14 protein-coding genes, 1 tRNA gene, 1 other RNA gene and 1 pseudogene are annotated in these 14,332 nt (G+C 70.0%); 12 read left to right on the forward strand and 5 right to left on the reverse strand.

Annotated elements, in window-relative coordinates:
* Nucleotides 1-16: 16 nt before the first annotated feature.
* The 8 genes from prfB (at nucleotide 17) to ACIRG9_RS01360 (ending at nucleotide 6,525) form a co-directional block, all read left to right on the forward strand.
* Nucleotides 17-1,138 carry a peptide chain release factor 2 gene (gene prfB / locus ACIRG9_RS01325; RefSeq protein WP_402848414.1) on the forward strand — a complete coding sequence of 374 codons (1,122 nt, stop codon included), beginning with the start codon at nucleotides 17-19 and terminating at the stop codon, nucleotides 1,136-1,138.
* A 118-nt stretch (nucleotides 1,139-1,256) separates the two neighbouring features.
* The gene (gene ftsE / locus ACIRG9_RS01330; RefSeq protein WP_402848417.1) at nucleotides 1,257-1,937 is read left to right on the forward strand and encodes a cell division ATP-binding protein FtsE; all 681 of its coding nucleotides are present in this window, start codon (nucleotides 1,257-1,259) and stop codon (nucleotides 1,935-1,937) included.
* Between the two features lie 70 nt (nucleotides 1,938-2,007).
* On the forward strand, nucleotides 2,008-2,883 hold the full coding sequence (ftsX, locus tag ACIRG9_RS01335; RefSeq protein ID WP_402848420.1) for a permease-like cell division protein FtsX: 876 nt from the start codon (nucleotides 2,008-2,010) through the stop codon (nucleotides 2,881-2,883).
* 158 nt (nucleotides 2,884-3,041) lie between these two features.
* Nucleotides 3,042-3,521 carry an SsrA-binding protein SmpB gene (smpB, locus tag ACIRG9_RS01340; RefSeq protein ID WP_402848423.1) on the forward strand — a complete coding sequence of 160 codons (480 nt, stop codon included), beginning with the start codon at nucleotides 3,042-3,044 and terminating at the stop codon, nucleotides 3,519-3,521.
* Nucleotides 3,522-3,624: 103 nt separating this feature from the next.
* Nucleotides 3,625-4,000: a transfer-messenger RNA gene (ssrA, locus tag ACIRG9_RS01345) on the forward strand.
* A 199-nt stretch (nucleotides 4,001-4,199) separates the two neighbouring features.
* Nucleotides 4,200-4,862, forward strand: coding sequence for a hypothetical protein (locus ACIRG9_RS01350; RefSeq protein WP_402848426.1), 663 nt, complete (start codon nucleotides 4,200-4,202; stop codon nucleotides 4,860-4,862).
* Between the two features lie 119 nt (nucleotides 4,863-4,981).
* Complete coding sequence (locus ACIRG9_RS01355) at nucleotides 4,982-5,452, forward strand: hypothetical protein (protein WP_402848429.1); 471 nt, start codon at nucleotides 4,982-4,984, stop codon at nucleotides 5,450-5,452.
* A 41-nt stretch (nucleotides 5,453-5,493) separates the two neighbouring features.
* Entirely contained in the window at nucleotides 5,494-6,525 is a 1,032-nt protein-coding gene (locus ACIRG9_RS01360; RefSeq protein WP_402848431.1) for a hypothetical protein, read from the forward strand.
* A 3-nt stretch (nucleotides 6,526-6,528) separates the two neighbouring features.
* Here the strand turns inward: ACIRG9_RS01360 and mdlC are convergent, their stop codons facing one another.
* Nucleotides 6,529-8,124, reverse strand: a complete 1,596-nt coding sequence (gene mdlC, locus ACIRG9_RS01365) for a benzoylformate decarboxylase (protein WP_402848434.1) — start codon at nucleotides 8,122-8,124, stop codon at nucleotides 6,529-6,531.
* 146 nt (nucleotides 8,125-8,270) lie between these two features.
* Nucleotides 8,271-9,074: an S-methyl-5'-thioadenosine phosphorylase gene (locus ACIRG9_RS01370; protein WP_402848437.1), complete on the reverse strand. Its 804-nt coding sequence runs from the start codon at nucleotides 9,072-9,074 to the stop codon at nucleotides 8,271-8,273.
* Between the two features lie 146 nt (nucleotides 9,075-9,220).
* Here ACIRG9_RS01370 and ACIRG9_RS01375 point away from each other — a divergent pair, with 146 nt between their 5' ends.
* The 3 genes from ACIRG9_RS01375 (at nucleotide 9,221) to ACIRG9_RS01385 (ending at nucleotide 10,530) form a co-directional block, all read left to right on the forward strand.
* Entirely contained in the window at nucleotides 9,221-9,811 is a 591-nt protein-coding gene (locus ACIRG9_RS01375; protein ID WP_402848439.1) for a YqgE/AlgH family protein, read from the forward strand.
* Between the two features lie 90 nt (nucleotides 9,812-9,901).
* A tRNA-Ala gene (locus ACIRG9_RS01380) sits at nucleotides 9,902-9,974 on the forward strand.
* 256 nt (nucleotides 9,975-10,230) lie between these two features.
* Nucleotides 10,231-10,530, forward strand: a complete 300-nt coding sequence (locus ACIRG9_RS01385; RefSeq protein ID WP_402848442.1) for a hypothetical protein — start codon at nucleotides 10,231-10,233, stop codon at nucleotides 10,528-10,530.
* 18 nt (nucleotides 10,531-10,548) lie between these two features.
* Here the strand turns inward: ACIRG9_RS01385 and ACIRG9_RS01390 are convergent.
* The 3 genes and pseudogenes from ACIRG9_RS01390 to ACIRG9_RS01400 form a co-directional block, all read right to left on the reverse strand.
* Nucleotides 10,549-11,577 (reverse strand): annotated as a pseudogene (locus ACIRG9_RS01390) (recombinase family protein); the annotation flags it as partial.
* A 70-nt stretch (nucleotides 11,578-11,647) separates the two neighbouring features.
* Complete coding sequence (locus ACIRG9_RS01395) at nucleotides 11,648-11,893, reverse strand: hypothetical protein (RefSeq protein WP_402848444.1); 246 nt, start codon at nucleotides 11,891-11,893, stop codon at nucleotides 11,648-11,650.
* Between the two features lie 201 nt (nucleotides 11,894-12,094).
* A complete protein-coding gene (locus tag ACIRG9_RS01400) occupies nucleotides 12,095-12,976 on the reverse strand; it encodes a replication-relaxation family protein (RefSeq protein ID WP_402848447.1) in 882 nt (293 codons plus the stop codon).
* A 1,096-nt stretch (nucleotides 12,977-14,072) separates the two neighbouring features.
* Here ACIRG9_RS01400 and ACIRG9_RS01405 point away from each other — a divergent pair.
* A complete protein-coding gene (locus ACIRG9_RS01405) occupies nucleotides 14,073-14,315 on the forward strand; it encodes a hypothetical protein (RefSeq protein ID WP_402848450.1) in 243 nt (80 codons plus the stop codon).
* The last annotated feature ends 17 nt before the right edge of the window (nucleotides 14,316-14,332 follow it).

Here is a 14,332-nt window from a genome sequence, read left to right on the forward strand (position 1 = left end):
AGTACGCTTGTCAGTCGTGACCGCTGCCGATTACGCCGAACAGCTCAAGGAACTCGACGCCACCCTGCGCAACATCGAGGCCGTGCTCGACCTCGACAAGCTGCGCGAGCAGAAGGCCCGCCTGGAGCAGGAGGCCTCCGCGCCCGACCTCTGGGACGACCAGGCCAAGGCACAGCAGGTGACGTCGCAGCTGTCGTACGTCAACGGCGAGATCAGCAAGCTTGGCAGCCTCCGCTCCCGGCTCGACGACGCCGGGGTGCTGCTGGAACTCGCCGAGGCCGAGGGTGATCCCGGCACGCTCGCCGAGGTCGAGTCGGAGATCACCGGGCTGACCAAGGCCATCGAGGAGATGGAGGTCCGCACGCTGCTCTCCGGCGAGTACGACTCCCGGGAGGCGCTGGTCGCCATCCGGGCCGGCGCGGGCGGCGTGGACGCGGCGGACTTCGCCGAGATGTTGCTGCGGATGTACCTGCGCTGGGCCGAGCGGCACGGTTACCCGACCGAGGTCTACGAGACCTCGTACGCGGAGGAGGCGGGCCTCAAGTCGGCCACCTTCACGGTCAAGGTGCCCTACGCGTTCGGCACGCTCAGTGTCGAGTCCGGCACCCACCGGCTGGTGCGGATCAGCCCGTTCGACAACCAGGGCCGCCGCCAGACCAGCTTCGCCGGCGTCGAGGTGCTGCCGGTCGTCGAGCAGACCGATCACATCGAGATCCCCGAGAACGAGATGCGGGTCGACGTCTACCGGTCCTCGGGCCCCGGCGGGCAGAGCGTCAACACCACCGACTCGGCCGTCCGGATCACCCACATCCCGACCGGCATCGTGGTCACCTGCCAGAACGAGAAGTCGCAGCTGCAGAACAAGGCCTCCGCGCTGCGGGTGCTCCAGGCCCGGCTGCTGGAGCGCAAGCGCCAGGAGGAGCAGGCGAAGCTCCAGGGCCTGAAGACCGAGGCCGCCGGCTCCTGGGGCGACCAGATGCGCTCGTACGTCCTGCACCCGTATCAGATGGTGAAGGATCTGCGTACCGAGCAGGAGACGGGCAATCCGTCCGCGGTCTTCGACGGTGAGCTGGACAGCTTCATCGAGGCTGGTATCCGCTGGCGGAAGCAGCAGCAGCTGATCGCTGACGGTGCGTGATCGCTCTTGGACGCACCGCGTCATCGATCTCTCCCTGACCGGCTGAATCGATGGCGCGACTCGCTTCGGAGGGGCGGGGGGCTTGGCTCTCCGGTTACACCGCGTAGACTCACGACCCGTGATTCAGCTTGAGCAAGTGACGAAGACGTACCCGAAGGCGTCCCGGCCTTCGCTCGACAACGTGTCCGTCTCGATCGAGAAGGGCGAGTTCGTCTTCTTCATCGGTCCATCCGGCTCCGGCAAGTCCACGATCATCAAGATGCTGCTGCACGAGGTCCACCCCAACAAGGGGCGGGTCGTCGTCAACGGCAAGGACGTCACGTCGATGCGATCCTGGAAGCGACCTCAGTTCCGGCGATCCATCGGCTGTGTCTTCCAGGACTTCCGCCTGCTGCCGAACCGCACCGCCTACGAGAACGTGGCGTTCGCCCTGGAGGTGATCGGCAAGACCAAGGCGGTTGCCCGCCGGGTCGTTCCCGAGGTGCTGGAGCTGGTCGGTCTCGGTGGGAAGGAGCACCGCTACCCCCACGAGCTCTCCGGTGGTGAGCAGCAGCGGGTCGCGGTGGCCCGGGCGTTCGTGAACCGGCCGCTGATCCTGCTCGCGGATGAGCCCACCGGAAACCTGGACCCGGACACGTCGATCGAGATCATGCGCCTGCTGGACCGGATCAACCGCACGGGCACGACCGTCGTGATGGTCACGCACGACTCCAACATCGTGAACCAGATGCGCCGCCGGGTCGTCGAGATCGAGAGCGGCCGCATCGTGCGCGACCAGCACCGCGGTGTCTACGGCTGAGCCGTCCTCCTGACGATCCGTAGATCCTGACGACGAACACCTCACGCCGGAGAGCCGGAGGAATTTCCCGATGCGGATGAAGTACGTCCTGTCCGAGGTACTGGTCGGACTGTGGCGCAACGTCACCATGACGATCGCGATGATCATCACGATGACGGTGTCGCTGTTCCTGCTGGGCTTCAGTGGCCTTCTTTACCAGAAGGTCGGCGACATGAAGGAGCTCTACTACGAGAACGTCGAGGTCTCGATCTTCCTCAAGACCGACGTCGAGCCGCAACAGCGCGACGACCTCGAGGCCAAGCTGAAAGCGGACCCGCTGGTCAAGGACTCCACGTACGTCGACAAGGAGCACGCGTACGAGCGCTTCCAGAAGATGTACGCCGACGCTCCCGACCTGGTGAACGCGGTCAAGGCGGACCAGCTGCCCGAGTCGTTCCGGCTCAAGCTGCACAATCCGGAGCAGTACAAGGACATCTACGACCAGTACAAGGCCACCGAGGGGGTCGACGAGATCGTCGACCAGAGCAAGCTGCTCGACAAGGTCTTCGGGGTGCTCACCGGGATCCAGAACTTCACGCTGTTCATCTCGGTCGTGATGGCTGCCGCCGCGTTGCTGCTGGTCGCGAACACCATCCAGGTCGCCGCGTACAGCAAGCGGCGCGAGGTCGCGGTGATGAAGCTGGTCGGCGCCTCCAACTGGTTCATCCAGGCGCCGTTCGTGCTGGAAGCCGTGGTCGCCGGCCTGATCGGCTCCATCCTCGCCCTGGGCGGGCTGATCGCCGGGAAGTTCGTCTTCGGTAGCGGGTCGCTCTCGGCTCTGGAGGGCTTGATCAGCCCGATCTCCTGGTCCGAGATCCTGCTGATCTTCCCGCTGATGGCCGGCATCGGTGGCGTGGTCACCGCGATCACCGCCTGGATCACGCTCCGCTTCTACCTGCGGGTCTAGGGAATGTCTCCGCAAGACACGTTCTAGGTCACCGCGACGGCTCTCGAAGGGCCCTCCCGCGCCGGAATAAACGGCGCGGGAGGGCCCTTGTGGTTCCGGTAGCATGATCCCGCTCCGCGGCGGCCGGCCGCGGACCGATCGGAAGGGAGGTGGCACCGATGCCACGGGAAAAGGGCCGCAAGGTGGTCGCCTCCAACAAGAAAGCGCGCCACGACTACGCCATCCTCGACACGTACGAGGCGGGCATGGCACTGACCGGTACCGAGGTCAAGTCGCTGCGGGCCGGGCGGGCCTCGCTGGTCGACGCGTTCGCCCAGGAACGTGACGGCGAACTCTATCTGCACGGCATGCACATCCCGGAGTACACGCAGGGCACCTGGACCAACCACGAGCCACGGCGGACCCGGAAGCTGCTGCTCAAGCGGCTGGAGATCGACCGGTTGGTCGGCAAGACCCGGGAGAGCGGTCTCACCCTGGTGCCGTTGCAGGTCTACTTCCACGACGGCTGGGCCAAGGTGGAGATCGGCCTGGCCCGGGGTAAGAAGGCGTACGACAAGCGTCAGGACCTCGCCAAGCGGGACGCCGAGCGGGAGATCACCCGCGCGGTGGGCCGGCGCGGCAAGGGCATGGCTGAGTGAAACGACCGGTTTGTCCCGGTGTCGGGCTCCGGCCGACCTCGGAATGAATTCGGTTGCGCCAGGCGTTAGGCTTGGTGGTGCTGCCGACAGGGGCAGCCGTCGAGGGGGTGACTGGTTTCGACTTCGTGCGTTGCGGCAGGGGAAGCGAGCCGAGGAAGCCGACGTCGTCTCGTGAATCGTTCGTCGGAAAACAATAAGCGCCAAGCAGAATCGCGCTGACTTCGCTCTCGCCGCCTGAGGCGAGTAGCAAGTCTGTCGGCCTGGGAGAGCCTTCGACCCAGTTAGCCGGCATCAGCTAGAGGGCTGGCCAATCGGACCCGGTCGCGGGGTCCGTGCGGCGAGATTAATCAGCGACTGGGCCCGTCACACCGACTCGCTCGCGTGATCGGAGGGGCCGAGTAGAGGCACAGCGAGCTGCGCTCGGAGAAGCCCTGACAAGGCGGCGAAGGACCCGGGTTCGATTCCCGGCACCTCCACCGTTAAAGGCCCTGAGAGTGTCCGACACTCTCAGGGCCTTTTTCTGTGCGCTCCCTTCGGTGGCGCCCGACGGCCCCTGCCGGGCCGGTCGTGCCGAGCTGCTGCCGGGCCGGTCGTGCCGAGCTGCTGCTGCCGCGCCGGGTCGCGACCAGCCGATGTGCCCCGGGGACATAAGTGCGCGGCGGGTCTAGGCTGCCCGCTGTGACGAACGAGAGGATTCAACTCTCCGTGGGGGCCGGACCCGGCCAGCGGGCCTTCGCCGCGGTGGTGGCGGTCGTGTTCACCGGTTTCGGGGCGATCTTCGTGCTCCTGCCGATGATGGCCGACGGCCTGCTGACCAGACTGACCGGCCAGGGCGACCCCTTCCCGTCGTACGACGACGCCCGGGACCTGCCGCCCGGCATGCTCCCGCCGGAGCTGCACGGCGACGCCGCCGCCGGGCCAGGGCCGATCCGGTTCGTCGGGCTGTGCGGGCTGCCGTTCGTCCTGCTCGGGCTCTATCTGCTGCTGCGGATGCTGCGCACCGCCGCCTGGCTGGACGGCACCCGGGCCTCCGTGCGTGGCGCGTTCGGCACCCGCACCGTGGACCTGGCCACCGCAGACGTCGACGGCGGGACCATCGCCTACCAGGCCGGCCGGGACGCGGTGGTGCCGGCGTCGACGGTGGTCGCCCACGACCGGGACACCGGCCGCCGGGTCACCATTCCGTTGCAGGGCATGGGGCTGGCCACCCTGCCGCCGTACCAGCTGCGGGCGCTCGCCGACGCGATGACCGCCGGCCGGCCGAACTACGGCACGGACGCCGACGTGCATCTCCTCGCCGGTCAGCTGCGCACGATGGCGGACCACCCGCTGGGTCGGTAGGGGCTGGCGGGTCTGCTGGGGCCAATGGGACGAATGAGGCGCCAGCGGGACCTGGACAGCCCCCGGCGTACGGGTTCACCATCGGCGTACGCGGTAGCGCAGCAGCGCGGGAGGTGCCCATGGTCACCGGTCCGATCCAGCAGCCGTCCACCGTCGCCGGGGCGGTCCGGCCCCCTGCCGCGCGTCAGCCGCGGCCCAGCTTTCTCGGCGACGTGCACGCCCTCGCCCGGGCGTTCGCCGCGCCGGCCGGGGAACCGCGCTGGCGGGAGGGGCTGATCCTCCACCTCAGCCCGGTCCGGCGGGGCTTCGCCGAACATGTCCGGGTCACCGAGGGCCCCACCGGCCTCTACGCCGCGTTGATCCACGAGGCGCCCCGGCTGGATCGTGGGGTGCGACGGCTGACCGTCGAGCACACCGCCATCACCGCGACCATCGCCGCCCTGCAGCAGGCGGCCACCCTGCCCGCCGTGCCCGCCGAGGAGCTGCGGGAGCGGGTCGGACGGCTGCTGGAAGCCCTCGACCGGCACCGGCGACGCGGCGCCGACCTGCTCTGGGAGGCGTACCAGGCCGACCTGGGCGGGGAGGACTGAGCCCGGGGAACCGGCGCGGCGGAAGCGGCGTCAGAACAGACATGCGTCGCTCGATCGCCCTGCTCTGCCTGCCCCTCCTGGTCGCCGCGGGCTGTGCCCGGGCGGGATCGGATCCGACCCGGGTGGGTCCCGCGGTCACACCGCTGCCGTCCGGAGTGGAAGGCGTCGACGGCCGCTGGGAGGCGTTCTACCAGCGGGCCGAGGAGGTCGCCGACGCCTGGCGGCCCGACGGGACGTGGCGCGGTGGCTACGTGCCGTTGCAGGACGCCACCGTGCTGATCGGCGACCCGGGCTTCACCGACGAGACCAAAATGGCCTTCGGCTCCGGCTGGTACCGAAACCACATCGAGCTGCCGACCGCCACGCCGGCCGGCGGGACGATCCGGTTCCCCGACGGCACGCTGCGGGTGCCGCTGGTCAGCGCCGCCGAGGCGTACGCCCAGCTCGGCCGGGGAGAACCGCCGGCCTGCCCGGGCCGGCCGAAGCTGCCCGCGGCGACGCCCGGACCGGGGCGGCCCAAGGTCGGCGGGCCGACGATCGAACCCGGTCCGGACGGGTTGCTGCCCACCCGCCCCGGGCCGGAGGCTCCGATCTCCACCCACGCGCAGAGCCCCTGCGTGTCGTTGACGGTCACCGGAGTGAAGCTGGGCAGCGCCGCCGTACGGACCAGCCGGGGCACGGCCGACGTGCCGGCCTGGCTGTTCACCGTGGCGGAACTACGGGCGCCGGTGGCCCGGCTCGCCGTCGCCCCGGCCGCGATCGGCGCCGTACCCGAGGCGGTGGCCCCCACCTGGCAGCCGCCCGCCGAGCTGTCGGGCGTGGAGAACCTGAGCAGGATCGACGGGGCTCGGCTCGACTACCCGGTCGTCGGCGGTGCCTGCGACACCTCGGTCACCCCCCTGGTGCTGGAACGTGACGACGTGGTGGTGCTCGGCGCGGGGCGCACCACCTCCGGCCAGGCGTGCATCGCCGTGGCGGTGAGCAAGCCGCTGAGCGTGACCCTGAAGGCCCCGCTGGGCAACCGCACGGTGCTGGACGTACGCCTGGGCACCCCCGTCACGGTTCGGGAGTGAGACTCAGAGGATGCGCGGCACCTCGTCGCTGATCGGCACCGGCAGCACGGTCGGCCGGTCGGCGGCCAGCGCGGTGGCGAGCGCGGCACCGAGGCCGTCCAGCGACTCCACCACCTCCGCCGCGCAGCCGTAGCCGCGCCCGACCGCGGCCACATCCAGTCCGGGCAGGTCCAACGCCGGCACCCCGGGTGTGTGCTTCAGCTCGGCGAACGCCTTCAGGATCGCGTACTGGTGGTTGACCGGCACCACCACGGCCAGTGGCAGGCGCAGCTGCGCGGCGGTCCACAGGGCCTGCACCGAGTAGTGCAGCGAGCCGTCGCCGATCACCGCCACCACCGGCCGACCGCGCCCGGTGTCCCGCTCGGCCAGGGCGATCCCGACCGCCGCCGGCAGGCCGAACCCGAGCCCGCCGCTGGCCATGGTGAAGTACGAGCGGGGCCGGCTGATCCGCAGCCGGCGGCGCAGCGCGGCCAGGTTGGACGGTGACTCCTGCACCAGCACCCCGTCGGCCGGCCACTGCCCGGCCAGCGCGGCGAAGAGCGCGTCGGCGCTCGGCGGGGTGGCCACCGCCGGGGGCTTCGGGGCCGGTCGGGCGGGTGGCGCCGGCCGGTCCGCGGGCGGCAGCAGTTCCGCCAGGCCGGCCAGCGCCAGCCCCGGGTCGCCGAGCAGGCTCTCCCCGACCGGGGCGCGGGCCGCCTCGTCCGGGTCGTCGGTGACGTGCAGGAGCCGCGCGTCGGGCGGCAGGTAGTCGCCCGGTACGTGCGGGTAGTAGCGGAACACCGGGGCGCCGACCACCAGCACCGTGTCGTGCCCGCGCAGCGTCTCGGCCAGCGGCCCGATCGCGTACGGCAGGACGCCCCGGAACTGCGGGTGTTCCTCGGGGAAGACGGCCCGCTCCGGGGCCGGGGCGGCCCAGACCGGGGCGGCCAGCCGCTCGGCCAGCGCCACGGCGGCCGGCCAGGCGTCGGCCCGGTCCACCGCCGCGCCGAGCACCAGCGCCGGGCTGCGGCCGGTGGCCAGTATGGCGGCGAAGTCGCGCAGCCGGTCCGGGTCGGGGGCGAACCGGGTGGCCACCGTGCGCACCTGCGGGGGCGGGTCGGCGGGCTGGTCCCAGTCGTCCATCGGCAGGGAGAGGAAGACCGGCCCGGCCGGGGGCTGCACCGCGGTGGCGTACGCCCGCATGTAGGCGGCCGGGATGTCCTGGGCGCGGGCCGGCTCGTAGGCCCACTTGACGTACGGCTGGGTCAGCTCGGCCGCCCGGCGACTTGCCAGCCGGGGCTCCAGCAGCAGCATCTGCCGGGTCTGCTGGCCGGCGGTGACGATCAGCGGGGTCTTGTTGTGCCAGGCGGTGACGAGATTGCCCATGCCGTTGCCGGTGCCCGGGGCGGTGTGCAGGTTGACGTGCGCGGGGCGGCCGGTGGCCTGGGCGTACCCGTCGGCCATGCTCATCGCCGACGCCTCGTGCAACGCGTGCACATAGCGGAAGTCGGCCGGGAAGTCCCGTAGGAAGGGTTCCTCGGTGGAGCCGGGGTTGCCGAAGACGGTGGTCAGGCCCAGGTCGCGGAGCAGGTCGTACGTGGTGTCGCGGACCGTTGCCATCGCCGAGCTGCCTCCGTCGTCGCCGAGGCCGGAGACGGTGCTAGGTGATCAGCTCTCCGGCAAGCCGAATGTATCGGGCATCAGCTGACTTTTCGGGTGCTTGCCGGGTTCGTGGTAATAGGTGGTACCACGGAAGTGGGCGACGGTCAGGGCAGCGGGAAGGGCAGCTTGATCCCGTCGAGCGCGTGCGGGCACGGGCAGGCCCGTTCGGCCGGCAGCGCGGCCACCGCGTCCAGCAGCACCCCGCGCAGCCGGTCGGTGTTCTCCGCGAAGACCCGGAAGACTTCCTCCTGGGTGACCGTGTCGCCGGCCTCGACGCCCGCGTCCAGGTCGGTGACCAGCGCGATCGAGGAGTAGCAGAGAGCCAGCTCGCGGGCGAGCACCGCCTCCGGGTGGCCGGTCATGTTGACCACCGTGCCGCCGATCGAGGTGTACCAGCGTGACTCGGCGCGGGTGGAGAAGCGGGGGCCCTCGATCACCACCACCGTCCCGCCGTCCACCGCCGGCACGTCGCGCCCGGCCGCCGCGTCGAGCAACGTCCGCCGTCCCGTCGGGCAGTACGGGTCGGCGAACGGGGCGTGCACCGCGCCCTCGTCGTAGTAGGTCTGGGTGCGCCCGCTGGTGCGGTCGACGAGCTGGTCCGGCACCACGAACGTGCCCGGGCCCAGCTCGGGCCGCAGCCCACCCACCGCGCAGGGGGCGAACACCTGGCGTACGCCGAGAGAGCGCAGCGCCCACAGGTTCGCCCGGTAGGGGATCAGGTGCGGCGGGTAGCGGTGGTCGCGTCCGTGCCGGGGCAGGAACGCCACCCGCCGGCCGCCCACCTCGGCGATGGTGACCGCGTCCGACGGCGGCCCGTACGGAGTTTCCAGCACGTGCTCGGTAGCGCCGTCGAGTAGGGCGTACAGGCCCGACCCGCCAATCACCGCCAGTTCCGCCGTGGGACCCATCCCGGCCCTCCCTCGCTCCGGTCGCGATCACCTGCCGATCAGACCTTAGCCAGCAAGCCGGCTGCAGGCTATCGTGCGTTGCATGGCGTTGACAGCGCGGCTGATCGACGGCGTCGAATCCGAAGTACGGCTGACGGGTGCCGGACATGCAGGGTGAGGGACAGGCGATCGGTGGCCGAGCCATGGAGTCGATGACCGGGCGGCTGCTGGTGGCGACTCCGGCGCTGAAGGACCCGAACTTCGACCGTACGGTCGTCCTGCTGGTCGCCCACGAGCCCGGCGGCGCGCTCGGCGTGGTGCTGAACCGGGCCACCGAGGTGCAGGTCGCGGACGTCCTCGGCGACTGGAGCGAACTGGCTCGCGACCCTGCCGTGCTCTTCGAGGGCGGCCCCGTGCAACCCGACGCGGCCATCTGTCTGGCCCGGATGCGGCAACCGATCAAGTCGGTGAAAGGCTTCCACCGGGTCTCCGGCGCGGTGGGCACCGTCGATCTCTCCGTCGACCCGGACCGACTGCGCGACGCGATCGGCGGGATCCGGGTCTTCGCCGGCTACTCCGGCTGGGGGGCCGGGCAGTTGGAGCAGGAGATCGAGGAAGGGTCCTGGTTCGTCCTCGACGCCCTCCCGGGGGACGCCTTCGTCGACCGGCCGGACGACCTCTGGCCCATGGTGCTGCGCAGGCAGGGCGGCATGATGGCGGCGGTCGCCCACTTCCCGCCGGACGTGGCGCTGAACTGACCCGGGCCCGGGGTGCCCCCCGCGAGATGACCATGCCGGCCGGCGTGTGTATAGTTCTCTGCGTGCCCGGGTGACCGGGGACGACAGCAAGGGGCCGTGGCGCAGCTGGTAGCGCACCACACTGGCAGTGTGGGGGTCAGGGGTTCGAGTCCCCTCGGCTCCACCGACCGCACCATTGTGCGAACCGGTGACCCCGTCGAGATGCCCTCGTCCGTTTCGGGCGGGGGCATCATCGTGTCTGTGGGGATCTTGAATACGGGTACGACTCCCTGGTCGGTGAGCTGGACTTCGGCGATGAGGGTCTCGATGGCGGCTTTGCGTTCGGTGTCGCTGCCGCTGGCCATGATCGCGGTGAGGTAGTCGCGGATCAGGGCGATGGTGCTGGGTGCGGGTGGGGCGGGCTGGGCGGCGAGACCAGCTTGGAGTTCGGCGTGGCGGGTGTGGAGTTGGGCCAGTTGCTGGCGGAGTTCCCGGATGCGGGGGCCGGCGGTGGCGTCGTCCATGGTGCCGTTCTCGAATGCGGTGTGATACCGGTCGATGGCAGCCTCGGTGGTGGTGATCTGGTGGGCGAGGGCGGTGAGTTCAGCGCCTCGGTCGTCGGTGGTGGCGGCGCGTTGGGCGTGGGCGCGTTCGATCATGGCGGTCAGGACAGGTTCGGCGGTGGTGTAGAAGTCGTGCAGCGCGGTGAGGATGGCGTTGTCGAGGTCGTCGGCGGGTAGGCGGGGTGCGTCGCAGGTGGCGTGTTTGCCGTATCGGGTGCGGGTGAAGCAGGTGTAGTAGCGGTAACGCCGTGTCCGTCCCCTCGCTGATGTGCCGATGTAGCGCTGTCCGCAGCGTGGACATGTCAGCAGGCCGGTGAGGTAGTAGTCCGAGTCGGACATCGCCCGCTGGGTTTGGACGTCGCCGCGCGCTGCGGCGATGTCCTGGGCGCGTTGGAAGGTGTCCCGGTCGATCAGCGCGTCGTGGGCGTCGGGGACGTAGACGTCGCGGTAGGCGATGTCCCCGACGTAGGCGGGGTTGTCCAGGATCCGGTTGATGGTGTGTCCGGACCACTTCTTCCCGGTCCGGTTCGGGACGCCGCGTTCGTTGAGGATGGTGGCGATGGCGCGGGTGCCGACGCGGTCGCGGGTGTAGAGGCGGAAGATGTCGCGGAGGATGGGTGCCTCGTCGGGGTGGGGGACGAGGCGGTGGTCGGGGTTGACGAGGTAGCCGTAGGGGCGGGTGCCGCCGGCCCATTTGCCTTTGCTGGCTTTCGCGGTCATGCCACTTTTCACTCGGTCGATGATGATGTTGCGTTCGAATTCGGCGAACACGGCGAGGAGTTGGAGCATCATGCGGCCGAAGGGTCCGCCGGTGTCGACGGGTTCGGTGGCGGAGGAGAATCGGACGCCGGATGCTTCGAGGATGTTGATGAGGTCGAGTAGGTCGGCGACGCTGCGGCTGAATCGGTCGAGTCGGTAGACGAGTAGGACGTCGTAGAGGCCGGCTTTAGCGGCGTGGAGTGCTTTCCGAAGACCGGGTCGGTGGGTGGTGGCGCCGGAGGCGTCGTCTTCGTATTCGGCGACGATGGTCCACCCGGGTTGGGAGGTGACGTATTTCTCCAGGGCGGCGCGTTGGGCGTCGAGGGAGAACGGTTGGTGTTCGTCGTCGGTCGAGCGGCGGATGTAGACGCAGACCCGGCACGGGCCGGTAGGCCGTTCGGCTGGGGTGGGTTGGTGGGCGCGCCGGCCGCGCCGCTTGGGTGGGGCGAGGGGTGGGGCTGTCATGCGGTGGTGTCCTTCGCGGTGGAGGGGTGGTGCCGGTGGCGGCCGGGCGGGCCGCCACCGGCAGGGCGGGTTACGGGAAGAGGTCGGGGTGGTCGTCGATGAAGTGGTTGAGTAGGACGGCGAGTGCTTCGGCGGCGTTGTCGAGTTCGGCGGGGGTCATGGGTACGGTTTCGATCCGCGCGATCCGGATCGGAATGGCCGTATTCTTTGCGCGGGTGCGGGGTTTTTTCGCACCGCCGTTGTTGGTGGCGGTACCGGGATGTGGTGCGTCAGGATAGCTCCGGACGTCGTTTTCGTGGTGCGGCTTGTGGGCCACGTTCCTCCGAAAAGCGGGAAAGCCGGCTGGGGTCGGAGGATTCCGTTCATCCGTTGCTCCTTTCCTTCGAATTGCAGCCCGTCGAGTCGGGCGGGGAGGGTAGCTCGGTGATCTGTCAGCGGATGGGACTTCAATCTCTCGGTGATCTGTCAGCCGCTGCCGGCGGGCTGTCGACAGGTCCGTGACAGACCGGCGGTGCTGTCAGTCGGCGGCGTCGCGGTGGTGGTCGGTGTGGAGGGCCAGGTCGGCCAGGTCGGCCAGGCGCAGCCGATGCGGCCCGCCGGTGGCCCAGACGGCGTCGGCGGGACTCAGGCCGGCGGTGGTGGGGTAGTCCCGGGCGGCGGTCGCGACGGGCAGCCCGGTGGGTTCGTCGGCCAGCCGCAGCCGCAGGTTGCGTTCGCGGGTGGTGGAGTGCAGCCAGAACAGCACGGGCCAGACCTGGCCGAGGGTGCCGAACAGGTCCCGGTAGCCGGCGAGTTTGCCGGTCAGCACGTCGAGCTGTTCCCCGCCGGTGTCGTACTCGACGAACACCGGCACCAGGCGGCCGTGTTCGGCCCACAGGGCGTAGCCGTCGGGTCGGACCCGGGGCTGGTAGGCGCGGACCAGAGCGGGGTCGTCGAGTCGGGTGAACGCGCCGGGGCAGGCGCACGCGGCCTCGGGTAGCCAGCGGACCAGTTCCGTGTCGGGGCGGGTGCGGGCGTAGCCCGCCAGGTCGGTGAAGAACTGGTTCACCCCGAGCCGGTGGGTCAGTGTCCGGGTGGAGGTCCACCGCCGCCGCTGAATGCGGGCGTGGTCGCGGCGGGGTGGGCGCTCGTCGCGGTCCGCGGCGACGACGTCGGCGCCGAGCTGGTCGAGCAGGTAGTGGTAGGGGTAGGAGCCGCCGTCGGGCCGCTGCGGCCGGAACCGGTCCACCAGCCGCAACTGGTGCAGCTTGCGTAGCCGCCGTTGGCAGAAGTCCAGCGACGGGAACAGGGCGTGGGCGATCTGGAACGAGGTCAGCACGCCGTGGTCGTACAGCCAGCCCAGCAGGACCCGGTCCCGTCCGGTCAGCTGGGACTGGACCCGAAGCACAGGATCAACCATCAGCGGCGGTCACCCCCTTTCAAGCGGATGCGGATGACGCACCCCCTGGGGGAGAGACCCGAGACGTGGAGGGTCTGTCGGAGGACAGGTGGCAGCCGGTGACAGCTGGAGCGACCTGCACTGTGAGGTGGGGACGGGGGTCCGTTCGGGGGTCAGGTTCAACACTGACGTCAACACGGACGCCGACCCTGACCCCCGAACGGGGATCAAGACGGGTTCTGTCAGCACCGGCCCGCGACGTCGAGCCGGCCGGCGGTGCCGGCGGTCGGAGAGTTGAGCGAGAAGCAACGAGACTCCTTGTGGAAGGGGTAGCGAGAGTGGACCGCCGGGTCGACGGTCCGCAGGGTCGAGATCATTCCGGTGGTGTCGCCGCCACCCCTCGGGCCAGCCAGGATCTGGGCACGGCCCTGTCTCACCCGGCAAGCGAGACGGCACCGGGGGCAGCGGGCATTGGTCGCTGTGTAGTTGTCAAAGAACGCGGCCATCCCCGGCGGAGCCGGGCGGCCAAGGTGGAAGCGGACATCACCCATCGCCACGGCCGTGAAACCTACGACCATGGGTGACCGTTGCTCGACAAACGGCGAGAGAACGACCCAGCGGACCACCCGGTCTCAGCCCAGGCGAAGGGCGGGACCGCAGCTACCGGGCGGCGCGCGTCAACGCGTCCAGCACGATGGGCCGGCTCAGCTCGCCGGAACCAGATCCTTCATCGGGGACCTCCCGTCAGGTAGCTCGTACGCCGACGACCGGTCGAGGACCGCGACGACAGCGAGCGCTCCACCCGGGAGCGACCGCCCGTACGCTGGTCGGCCCGGTGGCCAGTCGCCGCACGAGGACGTGCCTCTATTGCGCATCAGCGGAACACGCCGGTCAAGTACGATTGGCCAGCCCGAAGCGCTGGCCGGAGCGCTGAACATTCGCCTCTGTTGACCTGCGTCCACCCATGGTGTGCAACAGACCGCTCCAGTCCCGCCCCATCCAGGCCAAAGGATCTTGAGGAAATCTCTCAGTCTCTCATAATGTGAGACGCTGGTCGGCCGCTCGTAGATAAGTGGCGGCCTGTCCGTGCCAGTTGAGATGCGATACGTTCGGCATCATGACCCTCGATGAGCAGGACGCACCGACAGGGGTTTGGATCCGGCGGTCCCAGTATGTCTCCTGCCCGGCGTGCGGTCGGTACGAGGCCAGTCCGGCCGCCGACGCCGTGCTGAGCGCCGACCGGACGAAGGAGCTGCGTCCGTGCCCGACCCGGGCCGATACGGGCTGCACCGGTGTGGCTGAGGTGGACGCCTACGTCGAGGTGCCGCTAAAGGACTCGACGCACCCCAACCTCACGTAGTCATCGGCGCATTGATC

Origin of the sequence: Micromonospora sp. NPDC093277 (assembly GCF_044765245.1) — a bacterium.
In the GTDB taxonomy this organism is placed as follows: Bacteria; Actinomycetota; Actinomycetes; order Mycobacteriales; family Micromonosporaceae; genus Micromonospora.